Annotated in this window: 9 protein-coding genes and 2 pseudogenes; 7 read left to right on the plus strand and 4 right to left on the minus strand. The window is 69.7% G+C overall.

Going from position 1 to position 15,849, the window contains the following annotated elements:
* Positions 1-240: 240 nt before the first annotated feature.
* The 3 genes from ACNPQM_RS40705 to ACNPQM_RS40715 all read left to right on the plus strand — a co-directional run bounded on the left by ACNPQM_RS40705 (position 241) and on the right by ACNPQM_RS40715 (position 4,002).
* Entirely contained in the window at positions 241-1,662 is a 1,422-nt protein-coding gene (locus tag ACNPQM_RS40705) for an AAA family ATPase (protein WP_418087920.1), read from the plus strand.
* A complete protein-coding gene (locus ACNPQM_RS40710) occupies positions 1,599-3,032 on the plus strand; it encodes a helix-turn-helix transcriptional regulator (protein ID WP_418087921.1) in 1,434 nt (477 codons plus the stop codon). Before ACNPQM_RS40705 ends, ACNPQM_RS40710 begins: the two co-directional genes overlap by 64 nt.
* A gap of 331 nt (positions 3,033-3,363) precedes the next feature.
* Positions 3,364-4,002 carry a LysE family translocator gene (locus tag ACNPQM_RS40715; RefSeq protein WP_418087922.1) on the plus strand — a complete coding sequence of 213 codons (639 nt, stop codon included), beginning with the start codon at positions 3,364-3,366 and terminating at the stop codon, positions 4,000-4,002.
* A 34-nt stretch (positions 4,003-4,036) separates the two neighbouring features.
* Here ACNPQM_RS40715 and ACNPQM_RS40720 read toward each other — a convergent pair.
* Both ACNPQM_RS40720 and ACNPQM_RS40725 read right to left on the minus strand, forming a co-directional pair.
* A pseudogene (locus ACNPQM_RS40720) lies at positions 4,037-4,225 on the minus strand (ATP-binding protein); the annotation flags it as partial.
* 169 nt (positions 4,226-4,394) lie between these two features.
* The gene (locus ACNPQM_RS40725; protein ID WP_418087923.1) at positions 4,395-7,106 is read right to left on the minus strand and encodes an AAA family ATPase; all 2,712 of its coding nucleotides are present in this window, start codon (positions 7,104-7,106) and stop codon (positions 4,395-4,397) included.
* Between the two features lie 523 nt (positions 7,107-7,629).
* On the opposite strand from ACNPQM_RS40725, the gene ACNPQM_RS40730 reads away from it, so the two are divergent.
* Together ACNPQM_RS40730 and ACNPQM_RS40735 are read left to right on the plus strand one after the other, a co-directional pair.
* Positions 7,630-9,870, plus strand: a complete 2,241-nt coding sequence (locus ACNPQM_RS40730) for an ATP-binding protein (RefSeq protein ID WP_418087924.1) — start codon at positions 7,630-7,632, stop codon at positions 9,868-9,870.
* A gap of 68 nt (positions 9,871-9,938) precedes the next feature.
* Positions 9,939-10,103, plus strand: a pseudogene (locus tag ACNPQM_RS40735) (S1 RNA-binding domain-containing protein); the annotation flags it as partial.
* A 24-nt stretch (positions 10,104-10,127) separates the two neighbouring features.
* Here ACNPQM_RS40735 and ACNPQM_RS40740 read toward each other — a convergent pair.
* A complete protein-coding gene (locus tag ACNPQM_RS40740; protein ID WP_358862152.1) occupies positions 10,128-11,090 on the minus strand; it encodes a TetR/AcrR family transcriptional regulator C-terminal domain-containing protein in 963 nt (320 codons plus the stop codon).
* A gap of 178 nt (positions 11,091-11,268) precedes the next feature.
* Here ACNPQM_RS40740 and ACNPQM_RS40745 point away from each other — a divergent pair, with 178 nt between their 5' ends.
* The gene (locus ACNPQM_RS40745) at positions 11,269-12,480 is read left to right on the plus strand and encodes an FAD-dependent monooxygenase (RefSeq protein WP_418087925.1); all 1,212 of its coding nucleotides are present in this window, start codon (positions 11,269-11,271) and stop codon (positions 12,478-12,480) included.
* A 448-nt stretch (positions 12,481-12,928) separates the two neighbouring features.
* Here the strand turns inward: ACNPQM_RS40745 and ACNPQM_RS40750 are convergent, their stop codons facing one another.
* Positions 12,929-14,566, minus strand: a complete 1,638-nt coding sequence (locus tag ACNPQM_RS40750) for a carboxylesterase/lipase family protein (protein WP_418087926.1) — start codon at positions 14,564-14,566, stop codon at positions 12,929-12,931.
* Positions 14,567-14,819: 253 nt separating this feature from the next.
* Here ACNPQM_RS40750 and ACNPQM_RS40755 point away from each other — a divergent pair, with 253 nt between their 5' ends.
* Positions 14,820-15,794, plus strand: coding sequence for a MerR family transcriptional regulator (locus tag ACNPQM_RS40755; protein ID WP_418087927.1), 975 nt, complete (start codon positions 14,820-14,822; stop codon positions 15,792-15,794).
* Positions 15,795-15,849 lie beyond the last annotated feature (55 nt).

Consider the following 15,849-nt stretch of genomic DNA (forward strand, 5'->3'; position numbering starts at 1 on the left):
CCTCCTGGCCACCTGGACCGGCGCCTGCTCGATATGCGGCCAATCCGCACCGACACCAGAACCACACCACAGGACCTAACAAAGCCCTACTAGTGAACGGGGCACGCCGGATCGGCTGCGGGGCAAGCTGCATGCGAACTGCCTGTTCTGGCAGCCGTGGGTCCGGTGGGATGGGAGTCAGGCTCAAGGGCGCCCCCTTGGTCCGCATGACAACGCTCAACGGCCCGGAACGGGGCACCCATGAACACGCAGCCCCAGAGTGCCTTCTTCTCCGCCGAAGAGGCCGTCCACCACCAGCCGTCGGTCGGCGTCGCCGTTCCGTACGAGCTGGTGAACGATTCGAGGCTCGTCGGACGTGATGTCGAGCTGGAGGTACTGCGGGCCTTCGTGCGCGACGCTCTGACCGACGGTGCCACCCTGGTCGTTCGCGGCGCCGCGGGATCAGGAAAGTCGGAGATCCTGGAAGCCGGTGCCGGGTCGGCAGCCGCCGCCGGTGCGCGGATACTGCGGTGCACCGGTATACGCGGCGGGCGTCCGCCCGAGCTCTCCGGTCTGCTTCAAGTCCTCTGGCCGGTCCTGGGGGATGCGCGTCGGCTCCTGACCGGCCGGCAGTTCCACGCCTTGGAGACGCTGCTGGTCGATGGCGCCCCGGCTCCGCAGGACCGGGGCCGGATGTCGTTCGCCGTTCTCGGCACTCTTGAGGCGGTCAGCGCCGACCAGCCCCTGCTGATCGTCGTCGACAACTGGGACGCGCTGGACGAACCCAGTAGGGACGTTCTCGCCTTTGTCGCCCGAAGAACCGCAGGCCAACCCCTGGGTCTGCTGATGACCGTACGCCCACAGCACACCCGTCCCGCGTCCCCGGAGGGCCTTCCCGAACTGCTGCTCCACCCGCTGTCCCGGGCCCAGTCCGCCGCCCTGTTGGCGAAGACACGTCCGGGCAACGATCCCCGGACCGAGCGTGAGCTGCTGGCGACCGCAGCCGGCAATCCCCTCGCCCTCCTCGAACTTCCCACCCAGGGCGACCACTCCGCTCCCTACCTGCCCGCCTCGTCCGACCGGCTGGCCGCCGCCCTGGCCCCCCGGGCCGCACAGCTCCCCGCGGCGACCCGAGATCTGCTGCTGGTGGCGGCGCTCCACCCGACGGCGGACATCCCGGCCCTTCTGTCCGCCGCCTCCCGGCTCGGGGGCCTCGCCCTGGATCTCGCGGCCGTGGAACCCGCGGAACGCCAGGGCATCGTGATGTTCGACGGAATGCGACTGCATTTCAGCCACCCCGCCACCGCCGGTGCCGTGGCCCATGGCACTGATCCACGGCGCTGCCGCTCCGCTCACGCAGCCCTGGCCGCCGAACTGAAAGGGGGATCCGTCCGGCACATGTGGCACCTTTCCCAAGCGGTGGAGGGGCCGACCCGGAACTCGCCGCCCGCCTCGAAGACGTGCACGGCCACGCGCTGCGACAGAACGAGCCGGCCACCGCCGTCCGTCTGCTGCGGCGCGCTGCCGACCTGTACAGCGGGCCCGAGGACCAGGGTCGCTGCCTCCTGCGGGCAGCTCAACTGGCCTACGAAGCCGACTGGGTGCGCATGGCGCGGACCATGGCCCACCGTGCACTGCGCCTCCCGCTGGGACCCCTGGGCACCCTCTGCGCCGAAACACTGACCCGGCTGGGGAGCAGTCCCGCCCGACCCGCGGATCCGGCCGCCTGGCCCACGCCCGTCGGCGCCGCCGAACAGGACAATGCGCTGGAGTTGGCCCAGCTCGTAGCCCCCACCGTCACGAAAGACATCGAGCGCGCGGGCGCGCTCCTCTCCTTTCTCGACCGGCTGCCGGACAGGGCGGACGATCCACGGCTGCTGCACGCCATGGCCACCGCGATGCCGCTGCGGCGATCCGCAGCCGTCATCGAGCGCCTGCCCGACCCCCTTGAGCGCGGCGACCTGCCCGTAGGAGACCTTGAGCGCCTGGGGGAAGCGGCCCTGCTGGCCGGTGCGCCCCTGCAGGCTCTGGCTCTGCACCGGCAGGCGGAGCGCCGCTGCCACTTCCACGACCTGCACGACCGCATGCCCGGCGTACTTCTCCGGCAAGGACTGGCGCACCTGGTGACCGGCGACTGGGGGCAGGCCGAACGGGCGTTCCGGCGCTGCGGTGAGAATGCCGAGGAGCGCGGCCACGGCCACCACACGACTGCGGCGGGGCTCCTCGAACAGCTCACCCGAGGTCTGCGCACCGGCACCGTGGTGTCCTCGGACGATGCGCAGGCGCGCGACGTCGCGCGGCGGTCCGTGGCCTCGATGGACGACATCGTCGCCGTCAGCACCGGGTGGGCTCAGGTGGAGAGCGGCGACTTCGCTGCCGGCTACAGGACCCTCGCTCGCTTTCTCGCCGCCCCCGCGCCCTGTACCGCTGCCCTGTTCGCCCTGGTCCCCTTCGCAGAAGCGGCCGACGCCGTGAACGCGGCGGACGAGGCACGTGCGAGGCTGCGGCAGCTGGATCGGGAGCTGGGGCCCGAGCACGCCCCGATCGTCTCGGTCGGACTCGCTGTGGCACGGGCCGTCCTGGCGCACGATCAGCACGGCGCGACGCTGTACGAGCGGGCCTTCGCCATGGACCTGTCCCACCACCATTTCCTGGAGGCGTCCCTGCGCCTGGCTCACGGGCGGTGGCTGCGACGGCGGCGCGAGTTCTCCGACTCCCGCGTCACCTTGCGCCAGGCGGCGGCCACCTTCGCCATGATAGGCGCGGAGGCCCGTGTCGCTCGGATCACGGAGGAGCTGCGGGCCTCCGGGGAGAGTGTGGGGACCGTCACCTCCGGTGCGAGCCGGCCGGCGCCGGCCGGGGGACTGCTCAGTGCGCAGGAGCTGCGCATCGCCACCCTCGCCGGTCGGGGGCTCTCGAACCGTCAGATCGGTGCGGAGTGCGGCCTGTCACCGCGAACGATCGGGTCCTACCTGTATCAGATCTTTCCACGGCTGGGCGTGACGACGCGGACTCAGTTGGCCACGGCCCTGCGGAACGAGCCGGTCGGCTGAGGCGTACGACGGGCCGGCTTCGCTCACTTCGCACGACAGCGAATGTGCATCAGCTCTGACAGCAGTTGACGATCTTGGGGTGGCTGAATGCTCACGGAAAATGAAGGCACTCCGACTTGCCGATGCTGATGCCCCGCTGCCCGTGAAGGCAGCGGGGCAGGGCTGTTCACGAGAGGGCGCGAGGTGTTGCGTTGCGAGGTTCTGAAAGATCGCTGCCCGTGGTGAGCACTTTCGCACCCTGGACCCTGTCTCAGCAGGGGAGGCTGAACGGCGCAAGATCCACCGGACCCGCGAAGAAGGCAGGCGATCTGCCGGGGTATGCTGGCATTCCATGGCAACAAGCACCGCCCTGCGGTCCTTCGCCCTGGTTGTAGGGCTCCTCACTCTGACTCCTGGCCTCGACACGGCGCTGATCTTGCGTACGTCGGCCCTCGGCCGGCGCAGGAGAGCCTGGGGCGTCGTCCTCGGAATCCAGACCGGCACCCTGGTGTGGGGGGCGTTCACCTCCCTCGGAGTGACCGCGCTTCTCACGGCCTCTCACCTCGCCTACACCGCGTTGCGCTGGATCGGCGCCGCCTACCTGATCTGGATGGGGGCACGCATGCTCCGGGACACCTTCCGAGGACTGCCTACGCCGGACATGGACGATTCCGTCCTGGCCGCCGGCGCGGACTCGGTCGGCGGCGGCTGGCGGCAGGGAACGCTCACCAACCTCCTGAACCCGAAAATGGGCGCCTTCTACGTCGCTGTCCTGCCCCAGTTCATCCCTCCAGGCAGCAGCCACTTCACCATGGGCCTCCTGCTCACCACCATGCACATCCTCATCGGTCTGCTCTGGTCTGCCGTCCTCATCGGCTTCGCTCGCATCCTGCACGGCTGGCTCCGCACGCCCCAGGCCCGCCGCCTGCTCGACCGAATCACCGGCACCGTCATCAGCATCTTCGGCATCAGGTTGGCCCTCAGTGACTGATGCTCCGACTGGCAGGGTCGACAGCCGCCGGCGGTCAGCCGACTTTGGCGGTTTCCCCGACCAGGGCCCGAGTGGAGGCGAGCCGGCAGGAGTCGGTGCCGGTCTCGACGATGGTGCCGTTGAAGGTCAGGCGGTCCACGATGGCCGCGCAGAGGCGGGGGTCGGTGAAGGTCTTGGTCCAGCCTCCGAAGGACTCGTTGGAGACGATGGCGACGCTGTTCTCTCCGGCCGATCCGAACTCGCCGAGCTGTGGGCCGAAGCTGCGAACGGCCCGGAGTGGCGCCAGGACATCACCCGCCTTCGCGACGTCCTTGACCCTCCGATCCCGCCACAAGAAGAAGCCCTCTTTTAGTCACCCACAGTCACGGGTCACAGAATGAGGGCTGTGTGTGTCAGCGCGGGTCCAGCTTCTCGGCGAGCTGCGCGCGCGACGTGACGTCGAGCTTGGGGAAGATCTGGTAGAGGTGCGAGGCCACGGTGCGGGGCGACAGCTGAAGGCGTTCTGCGATGGCCCGGTTCGTCAGGCCCTGGGCCGCGAGGCGGGCGATGGTGAGTTGCTGCGGGGACAGGACCTGGGCCGCGGTGTTCCGGGACTCGGTGGCGTCCGCCAGGCCGGCCGCCCTCAGTTCCGCGGCCGCCAGCTCCGCGCGGGGCATCGCCCCGAGGGATCGGAAGACGGACTCGGCCGTGGTGAGGGGTGCGCGTGACTCGAGAACACGGCGCCGGCGCCTGAGCCACACGCCATGGCTGAACTGGGTCATGGCGTACAGCAGGGGCCACTGTTCCGACCCGTCACCGAGTGCCGCGCGGTAGCGGTTCTCCGCCTCCTCGTCCGGTGCCAGGACCGCGTCGGCGTAGTCCAGGATCTGTTCGAGCAGGGGCGACCGCCCTGTCCGGGTCCGGTGATCGATCTGCTCGACGACCGCCCTGGCGTCGTCCGCCTCGCCCGCGGGCAGCGCCGCCTCGACGAGGAAGGCCAGTCCCCAGAACTGCTCGAACGAGTAGGGCGTCAGCAGTTCGGTGAACGACGCACGCAGTTGGGTGTATGCCTCGACATACCGTCCCGTGCCGGAGGCCGTCAGAACCCGGGTGAGAATGGCCAGGCTCAGGTGCTGCCCCTGGCCGAGGTGCAGGGATGCCTTTTCGATCTCCGCAGCGCATTGCAGGGCTCTGTTGTGCCGTCCCTGCAGGGCCGCGAGGACGCCTTGGGCTCCGACGGCCCGGACTGCGAAGTTGCGGTGATCCAGTCCGGTGGCGATCGTCCGGCCCTCGGCGGCCATCGCTTCAGCGGTACGCCATTCGGCGCCCCGCCAGATCTCGCCCAGCGCCCTCGCTGCGAGGATGTGCGGCAGCCGTCCGTGGCGGCCGTCGGCACGGGCGGCTGCTTCGGCTTCCTGGAGGAACACCGCCGCCTGGGCGAGGTCGCCGGTGAGATGGGCGGCCTGACCGAGGAGCAGCCGTTGGTCAGGGTCGGGGGGCTCCGATGTCCGCAGGGGCAGATGGCTGACCGACAAGGGATCGGTCAGCGCCAGGACAGCGATGTCGCGTGTCCCCCATGGGGGTGTCCGCAGTTCCTTCAGCGTCCGCACCACCAGGTCGCGGTCGGTGGCGCCGGCCTGCTGCCACCAGCATCGGCCTGCAGCGGCGTGCAGCAGTTTCTGCGCGAGACCGGGATGTGCCGGGGCCACGGCACGGGCCGCCGAGCACAGTTGCGCGATCCGTTCACGGCCGACAGGCAGATTCCCCGGCACCAGGTCGTGCAGCCACAGCAGCATGGCGCTGCCGAGGTCTCCGAGTTCGTCGGGATCGATGCCGCGGGCGTGTTGACGGGCCTGCTCCACCAGACCGTGGTGGCACGCCAGTTCGGCGGCGCGGAGCAGGCGGCCAGCTCGGCGTTCCGGGTCCGCGGACAGCCGGGCGGCGCATTCGAGTGCTGCCAGGGCTCTCAGCAGACCGACGCCCGGCCAGGGCCCCTCGGCCAGTGATTCCAGCCGCTTGGCGAGTTCTTCGTCAGCACCTGTCACGCACTGGGCCGTGTGCCAGGCCGCGTGAGCGGGGTCAGTGACGCTCTGTCCGAGCGCCGCGTGGGCGGCCATGCGACGTGCGGCCGAAGCCGAGTGCAGGACCGCGGTGCGGATGAGCGGATCGGGAAACCGGATGTGGTGTTCGCGGACGACGACGAGACCGCGCTCGGCGATCTCCGCCAGTCCGGCCCGGGCCGCTTGGGTACCTCCCGGCAGACACACGCCGGCGTCCAGGACCTCCTGGACGATCGAGGAGGTGCTCAACGCCGCGGTGAGCAGGACACCATGGCCGGCTGCCGACAGTGCACGCAGGTCCTCCGCGTACGCGTCGGCCAGGCTTGGGGTGGCAGGGAGCATACCGAAGCCGGCCGCGTCCCTGAGGCCGTTGCCGCCGAGCGACAGCTCCGTGAGCGCGAGCGGATTGCCCTGTGCCACGGCGAGGACGAGCTCAGCTTCCGCGTGGGCCGTCGACGGCCGGGAACGGTGGACGAGTTCGCGGGCCTCGGCAGCGGGAAGGGGGGTGAGAACGGTGGTGAGTGCGTCGGCCGGCAGCCAGGCCGCCGAGGCGGCTCGCTCGGCGACGATCAGGCTCACCTGGGTTTGCCCGCACAGCCGGGCCATGTGCCTGATGGTGTCACGGCTCGCCGCATCGAGCCGGTCGAAGTCGTCCACGCAGACGAGGACGGGGCCCGGCGCCAGGGCCAGCAGGCGCAGCGCGGAGCGTGCCAGGTGCTCCGGTTCCGGTTCCGCGCCGTAACCCGCGAATACCGACTCCAGCAACGAGCTTTCTTCTGGGGGTAGTTGACGACGTCGCGGCAGACGAGGACGGAGCAGTCCGTGCAGCGCGGCGTAACGCAGTCCCCGTTCGTCGGGGACCCAGGACGTCGACAGTACGGGGACTTCCTGGCGTGCCGCCGCGTCCATGGCGAACCGTATGACGGCGGTCTTCCCGATGCCCGGAACGCCGCTCAGGTGCAGGATTCGACCACCATCGGACAGGCCGGCCAGGAACGCCGACACCAGATCCCGCTCCCGCTCGCGGCCGATCAGGCCGCTCCCGCCCGGAGTGTGTGCACCCATGCCCTGCCCTCCCCCAGCCAAGCGTTCGTATCGCACACGTGTCATCCGCGAAGTCCTCGGTCGGGCCGGGTGGCCGGTCAGCCTCCGGGGCACAGCCACCGCACCTGTCCGACGCAGAAAAACTTTAACATTCAGGTATGAACCCTGGGCGCCGCGATCGCGGCTCCGGTGGAGCTCGACCCGGCGCCGCCCGCACGGTCGGCAGCCACGTACAGGTCGCGGACACTGACGTCTGCCGTACGGGGTCGGCGAGGTCGGCACCGCCGGATCGAACACGTCCTCCGTGCGAGCGGAGTTGGGTCGGCCACGTTCGCGGGCAGCTCGTGCACTGAACCGTCGGCGCCCGCTCCGGTCGGGTGCTCAAGGCAGTTGCGAGCCATTGTCGTTGTCCTCACGAGTGCGCTCCGCTCCGGAACTCACCACTTGCTTTAACGTCCATTCCACAACTGGTAAATTCGTGGTGTTCGCACGTGACGGCATTGGTCAGGGAAGGGCTCCCGGGGCACGTCCCTCGGGGGTGGAGATGGGCAGAGCGGCCTTCGGCCGGCTGTTGCGTGAGGCGCGGCAGCGTTCGCTGCTGACGCTGGAGAGCCTCGCCGAGGCCTCAGGGGTGAGCGTCCGGGCCATCAGTGACATGGAGCGCGGGCACAGCCTGCCGCGGCAGGCGACGCTGAGCCAGTTGATGGACGCCCTGGAGCTGGACGGGGACGAACGGCAGCGGTTCGTGGAGGCGTCGGCGCGGCGCACGGGGCAGGTACCGCGGCAGCTGCCGCCCGACCTCGTGCCGTTCCGCGGCCGGGACGAGGCGTTGGCCGCCGTCCACGGACTCACCTCGCAGGTCGCCGGGCGAGGAGGGCATGTCGTCATCTCCGCGATCGGTGGCATGGCGGGTGTCGGCAAGACGACGCTCGCCGTGCGGTGGGCGCATCAGGTGGCGAACCATTTCCCGGACGGGCAGCTGTATGTGAACCTGCGCGGTTTTGAGGACTCCGGACAGCCTCTCGACCCCGGTGAGGCCCTGGGCGGGTTTCTCGGTGCGCTGGGAGTGCCCAGCAGCAGCGTACCGAGCGGCACCGAGGAGCGCAGTGCGCTGTTCCGGGAGCAGACGACGTCCCGGCAGCTGATCGTCGTACTCGACAACGCACGGGACGCGGAGCAGGTCAGGCCCTTGCTGCCGACCTCCGGGGGGTGCCTGACGATCATCACTTCGCGCAATCAGCTGTCCGGTCTGGCTGTGACCGAGGGCGCCTACATGCTCAGTCTGGACGTGTGGACCCGTGAGGAGGCGCTGGCGGCTCTGGCCGCGCGGATCGGCGAGGAACGATGCCGGGCGGAGCCGGAGGCGGCTTCGGAGCTGGTGGAGCTGTGCGGTTTTCTGCCGTTGGCGGTCGCGATCGTCGGTGCGCAGCTGAGCGCTGCTCCGCAGGTCCCGCTGCGGATCGGGGTGCGCGAGCTGCGCGAGTCCCGGCCTCGGCTGGACGCCCTGTCCGCGGGTGGCCGACGGGGCGATGTCCGCGCCGTGTTTTCCTGGTCCTACCGGGCCCTGACGCCTGAGACCGCACGGTTCTTCCGGTATATGGCCCTGAGCCCCGGGCCCTCGGTGTCGGCGGAGGCCGCCGCCTCGCTCGCGGGGACCCGGATGGCCGCGGCCCGGCGGCATCTGCGGGAGCTGACCTCCGCGAACCTGCTCTGGCGTGACGCGGAAGGCGGATACGTGCTGCACGACCTGCTACGGGTCTACGGCGTCGAGCTCGTCGAGCAGGAGAAGGACGACCGTTTGCGGGCCGGGAGACGTCTGCTGGACTACCTGCGCCACAACGCCCACGCGGCCACGCGTGTTCTCGACCGACGCCCCGGATTCGAAGTGCCCGCCCCCTCGGCCGAGGATGTGACGAGTGTCGTGGTCGACACCCGTGAGGAGGCGCTGGAGTGGTTCCGTCAGGAGGAGTCGACCGTCGCGGCCGCCCTGCGCTCCATGAACGATCCGCGGTTGCTGCGCTATCGCATGTACCTCACGCACGACTGGGTGAGCTACTACTCGATCATGGGCCGCTGGGCCGACGAGATCTCGGCCAAGCGGATCGGTCTGGACGCGGCCCTGGTGCTGGACGATCCGACCGCCATCGCCAGGAACTGTTCGAGCCTGGCTCGCGCACTGGCCCAGACGGGCCAGGTCGACCAGGCCGAGGAGCAGGTCGGTCTGATGCTCGGCCAGCTGCACCGGCTGCCCCCTGCGGAGCAAGCCGCCACTGAGCGGAGCATCGGCTGGGTGCGCGGCCGGCAGGGGCGCCACACCGAGGCACTGCACCATGCCAGGAGGGCTCTGGCGCTCTTCCGGGCGCTCGGGGATCGCGGCAGCGAGGCTCGCGAACTCAACGCCGTCGGCTGGTACCTGACGCTGCTCGGCGATCACCGGCAGGCCATCGCCATGTGCGAGGAAGCACTCCCCATGCTGCGGGAGGCCGGGAACCGCCGGAGTGAGGCGGCGACCTGGGACAGCATCGGGTATGCCCGGCAGCGCCTGGGCGAGCTCGATGCCGCGATCGCGGACTACCGCAGGTCCCTGCGCCTGTACGAAGAAGCCCTCGACAGTTACAACCAGGCCGATGTGCTGGATCACATCGCGTCGGCCCAATTGGCACGCGGAGACGACGCGGAAGCACGTGAGAGCTGGACGCGAGCCGCCCGGCTCCTGAGCGCGATCGGCGATCCGCGCGCCGAGGAGATGCGGGCCAGGGCCGGGGCGCTCGACGAGGCCCACTGAGAGGTGACGCACCGCTGCAATGACGTCCGCCGTCCGACGCATCTGGGGCCGTCCGCGCGAAGCGGGCCCCCGGCGTCGGGTTCATCACGATTCCCGAACTGTCTTGGCGACGCTTCGAGACAGCTTCGGACATCGTTCGGGTGGGACAGCGTGTTTCGTGCGAGTTCATCCAGTTCGACACAACGAACGGAGAAGCCAGGCTGTCCCTGCGAGCAACGCAGCCTGACTCATTTCCGGGGGCCTCTCGAGCTCTCCGTTCAGTCGGCGGAGCTCTCGTTGAGGAGTGAGGCGAGGCCATCGAGGAGGCGCTGGAGGCCGAACTCGAAGAGGGCGTCGAGGTCGAGGTCGTAACCGGCCGTGGCGAGGCGGGAGAGCGCGGGAAACCGGCCGGTGGCCAGAATCGCCAGGAGCGCGGGCTCCTCGGTGTCCATCCACTCCTCGCTGTCGAGGCCGCTGTGCGCCTCGGCCTCCCGCTCCGACTCCAGGTTGACGGCGATTCCACGGGCGTAGTTGAACAACGTGAGGTGCGCGGTAAAGGCGGACTGCAGGTCGAGTCCGTGCGCGTGCAGGGTGGCGAGCATCCATTCGCTGTACGGCAGTGCCGAGGTGATCATCTGTGGGCGGGTCACCGACAGGGCCGGTGCGAGCCATGGGTGGCGGCGGAAGAGGTCCCAGAGCTGTCGGGCCGCCAGCTCGATCGCCTCGCGCCAGCCCGCCGGCGGGTCGGCGGGCAGCGGGTGCTCCGCCATGACCGTGTCCATCATCCGCGTCAGCAGGTCGTCCTTGTCGGCCACGTGCCGGTACAGCGACATGGTCGCGACCCCGAGCTCGGCGGCCACCCGGCGCATCGAGACCGCGGCCAGCCCTTCTGTGTCGGCGGCCGTGACGGCGGCGGCAACGATCCGTCCGAGCGTGAGCGCCGCCTGGCCCGATGACGTGTCGGACGGCTCGCCAGGGCGTGCAGCGGCAGCGGGTCGGGCGTTGCGCACCGGGCGGCTCGGGGTTTCCACGACCGTTCCGACGCCGGGGACGGCGCGGACCATGCCCTCGCGACGCAGCTCGGTGAGCACCTTGGTCGCGGTCGCCATCGCGACGCCCCACTGCTGGGTGATCTCGCGGGTCGAGGGCACGCGATCGCCCGGTGCCAGTTCGCCCGTCTCGATCCGCCGCCGCAGTTCGGCGACGATCTGGCTGTAGCGCGGTACTGCCTGTCCGCTCACTGATACCCCTCCGCACTAGTGCACTGGATGGGCGCCATCCTAGCTGCTGACGCCGGACGATCCCCGCGTACGAGCATCTTCCTAGTCTCTTCGCACTAGTGCAGTGCCGCCTAACACCTCATCCTGAAAAGCGATTTCACACTTGCGCACTATCTTGCGTACGGCGTACGTTCGCGTCATGCCGAACAACGAGATACTCATCTGTGGTGCTGGCATCGCAGGGCCCGCGCTGGCGTACTGGCTACGCAAGGGAGGCTTCACAGTCACGGTCGCGGAACGCGCGCCGGAGCCCCGGCCCGGCGGGCAGACCGTGGATCTGCGCGGCGCCGGCCGCACCGTGATCGAGCGGATGGGCCTGATGGACCGGGCCAGGGCGGAGAGCGTGGACCAACGCGGCCTCGCACTCGTCGACACCTCCGGCCGCACCACCGCGCGGGTGCCCGCCGACAGCTTCGGCGGCGAGGGGATCGTCTCCGAGATCGAGATCCTCCGTGGCGACCTCGCCGGTCTGCTGTACGAGGCCACCCTCCCGGACACGGAGTACCTCTTCGACGACACCATCACCGAGATCGATCAGGACGCGGACGCAGTCACCGTCACCTTCGAGAAAGCCGCGCCGCGCCGGTTCGGGCTGGTCGTCGGCGCGGACGGACCGCACTCCGTGGTGCGCGCGCTGGCCTTCGGCCCGGAGCAGGAGTTCGTCCACCCGCTCGGCCTCTACACGGCCTGGTTCACCGCCACCGACGACCTGGAACTCGACGGCTGGTACCTGATGCACAACGCGCCCGGCGGCCTGGTCGCCTCCGCACGGCCCGGCCGCCTTCCCGGCGAGATCAAGGCCGGCCTCAGCTTCCGCTCGACACCGATCGCCTACGACCGCCGCGACGTTGCCGCCCAGCAGGAACTCGTGGCCCAGCGCTTCGCCGGCGTCGGCTGGGAGACGCCACGCCTGCTGCGCGCAATGCGCACCGCCCCGGACTTCTTCTTCGACTCCATGGGCCAGGTCCGCCTCGACAGCTGGTCGCGCGGCCGTGTGGCGCTGCTGGGCGATGCCGGATACTGCGCGACCCCGCTGACCGGCCTGGGGACCAGCCTGGGCTTGGTCGGCGCATACGTCCTAGCCGGTGAACTCGCCACTGCCGAAGGCGGCCACCGCATCGCCTTCCGCCGCTACGACGAGGTGATGCGCCCGTACGTGAGCCAGGCCCAGCAGCTCCCGCCGGGCGGTGCCTCGGGATTCGCGCCTTCGGGCCGGCTCGGCATCCGCCTGCGGGACCTCTCCATGCGGCAGATGACGCGCTGGCCGATGCGGAACCTGCTCGCCGCACAGTTCGCCAAGGCCGGGAACATCGCACTGCCGGAGTACAGTCTCGCCGCAGACATACGGTAATCGGCCTCAGCCACGGGTCAGCGAACGCATAGACAGGATCGGGCGCGTACCAGAGGCCTCGACGCGTCCCACCAGATGAGTGTCGGGACCCGTTTGCGGGACGGCTGGACCGGCACAACCGGCCGACGCGCCATGGACCGGGCCCGTGCTGTCGACGTGGTGGCGGTGCGGACACGGCCGGCGGGAAGACCTGCCCGCCGCACCGGCTAACCCCAACGACGTCGATGCCTGGCACGCACGCGACGGAGAACGCCGACTGCCGCCAGGAAGAACGGCGCTACAGGGAGCGCGAGGAAGCACGTCAGACGGCTGCCTGGGGCCAGCAGGCGCCGGCACCGGCCTGTGCCGGGGACGAGCGCCTGGACCCGGGGCAGTCGGCCGGCGCGGTGGCTGACGAGACTGATCAGCTTCTACGCCGGGGCCGTCCTGGTTCTGTACGCGCGGAGGCTCACTGAGGCAGGCGGTCCCAGAACGAGCAGTGGTGTGCGGAATACGCATCGTCGGGGTGGATTCCGCCGGGTCCGGGAGCCAACGACTGCACCGACTGCGCGAGAGGTGACGAAGGGCGAAAAACCCGCCAGAGCGGGGCGTCGGGGGTGTTCGGGTTGCCGGTGTGCGCGAAGGTCGTCCAGTAGTCGACCATCCGGTCCGACAGGGCGCGCTGGGCGTCGGTCAGTGGTCGCTCGGTGGGGAAGGAGGAGAACAGGAACGGCATCTCGAAGCCGTGCGCCGCCCCGTAGGGGAAGCCCGGGTTCGCCGGCAGACCGGTGAGGACAGGAGCATCCGGATCGCTGAACTCGTAACCGTAGAGGGGGAGACCGGGAGCATGAGAGGCGATGGCCCGGCCGGCTGCCAACGTGGTGCAGGTCAGGGATCGATCGGTCAGCGCCGCGGCCCAGGCCAGTGCTGGCGTGGGGTGGTGTGCTGCCGGATACCGTGCCTCCACGGCGGGGGCTGCGGGCCCGAAGGCGTCCGCCAGACGGGCGCGGTAGTCGTTCTCGGTGCGGATGGGGAACGCGGCGAGCGACAGGCCGACGAACATCCGCATCTCATCGTGGTTGGTGCCCTGAATGATCGGCACGCGGTGGAAGCGCCCCGACGCCAATGCCTGGTCCGGCGCCACCGGCAGCAGCGTATTGCCGAAGGAGGGCCGGTTGAAGGACTGCATCAGCTGCGCGGTGGCGAGGCGGTCCGTGCTCTGCCCGCGCAGGCATGCCAGCACCTCGTCTCCGCCCCCCGCTGTGCAGCCCAGTTGCCTGGCGGCTTCTGCACCGGCCGTCTGAACATCGCGCTGCGAGGCGAACGGCTCGTACGCCGGAACTCCGGGCCCGAGAGCGCCGCGTGGGAAGGACATGAGGCAGGAACCGCTCTGGAGCACGGCCCGCTGGAAGAGTCCGAAGGCCGTCGGCGAGGTGAGGTGTGCACAGATGCTGAGGGCGCCTGCGGATTCGCCGAACAGCGTGACACTGCCCGGATCACCGCCGAATCGCTCCGCGTTCGCCCGCACCCAGCGCAGGGCGGCCTGCTGGTCCGCCAGGCCGAACGGTGGGGCGGAGCCCAACTCGGGGTGGCCGAAGTAACCGAAAATACCCAAACGGTAGTTGACTGTGACGACGACCGTGTCACCCCGGACCGCCAGTTGTTCGGTGCTGTAGTCACTGCCAGAACCGCCCAGGAACGCACCGCCGTGCAACCACACCAGCACAGGGCGCTTCTGCCCGGCCGGCTTTGGCGTCGGCATCGTGACGTTGAGGTAGAGGCAGTCCTCCGACCCGAGGACCGCGTCCGCGCCTGGTGTCGGCATCTGCACACAGCGTTGAGCCGCCGTCGTCGCATCCCGGACACCATGCCACGTGGCGGCGGGCACCGGTGCGCGCCAGCGCAGCGGTCCGGTCGGCGGCGCAGCATAGGGAATGCCGCCGAAGGTCATGTACGAGCCGTGTGACACGCCGCGTATCAGGCCGTGGTCGGTCCGTACGACGTTACCGCTCTGTCTTGCGGAGTGCGGGGAACCGGGGTGTGCGCCGGTCGCCGGTACGGCGGTGGCTGCGAGTAGTGCCACCGCGCAGAGCAAGGGGAAGAGCACCGCACGGAGCGTGTCTCTTCGGCATGGACGCGGTGCGGTCATGGTCGGGGCCATACGTACCCACCGTTCTTGGTCGGATGGGATCTCGGACGAGGCCGGTCAGGCCGGTACTGAGCCCAGGCGGTGGGGAACGGTACGGACTGACGCGGTCAGTACTCAGTACGCTAGGACCTCCCGCGCGCTGGAGGTTCAAGAGCCTGTGACGCAAGACACGTGGAGCATCGGTGAACTCGCGGCCGGAACGGGGGTCCCGGTGAAGACCCTCCGCTACTACTCCGACAGCGGTCTGCTGCCTGTGGCCGGCCGTAGCGCCGGTGGTCATCGACGCTACGGTCCTGAGGCGTGGGAGCGGATCCGTCTCATCAGGCGCTTACGGGCGCTGGACACTCCGATCGCGACCATCACGCAGGTGGTCACCGGTGAGTGCTCCTTCGGCGAACTGGTGGCAACCGAGCTCGAAGTGGTGCAGGAACGACTGACGGAACTGCGATGGCGCCAGGCCACACTCAAGTCTCTGGACGACTGCCCGAGCGAGGAACGGCTCCGACGCCTGGAGATCCTCTCTCGCGTGCAGCGGCTCCCGCAGGCGCGTCGCACACTCACCGATCACTGGTATCGCGAGCTGTCCGCGGCCATGCCCAAGCGCCGGCTCGACATCATGATCGCCATGCTGTCACCCGACCCGCCGCAGGACCCCGATCCCGTTACGGTCCTGGCCTACGCCGAGCTTCATCTGCTCATCTCCACGCCCAGTTTCACCCGCTGGACCCAGGACCACGACGAAGAGATGAGGGACGCTCCGGCCTTCTACGGGGAGATCGACGATGCTGCCGTTCTGACGGCCGCGGCTTTGGCCCAGGGACTACCGCCCAGCACCGGGGATGCGGTGAACGCTTTCGTATCCGCCCACGCACGAGCCCGGCGGGAGTCGGACACCCCCACCTTCCGCCAATACCTGCATGGGCTGGTGTCGAGGTCATCCGGCTTCGACCCCCGCCTGGAACGCTATTGGGCCCTGGTCGGCACCGTCACCGGCGGGCGCGTGCTGAACATGACGGTGGCTCATAGATGGCTGACCGACGGGCTGTCGATCTCGATAGCCGACAGTGCAAGTTCGACTTCGAGGGGCCCGACCTCTAAGAAAGCTGCGACCGGGCACGGAAGCTGGGGTGCCGGTAAGGACCCTGACACCGATCCTGCTGGCTTATTCCGTGCCCAGCGGGGCTGACGGCTCGTTGGGCAGGACAGCAGCGGCCCGGCTGGCGGCTACGAGGACCTGGGCG

The organism is Streptomyces sp. NPDC056231, assembly GCF_048270745.1.
GTDB lineage: Bacteria > Actinomycetota > Actinomycetes > Streptomycetales > Streptomycetaceae > Streptomyces.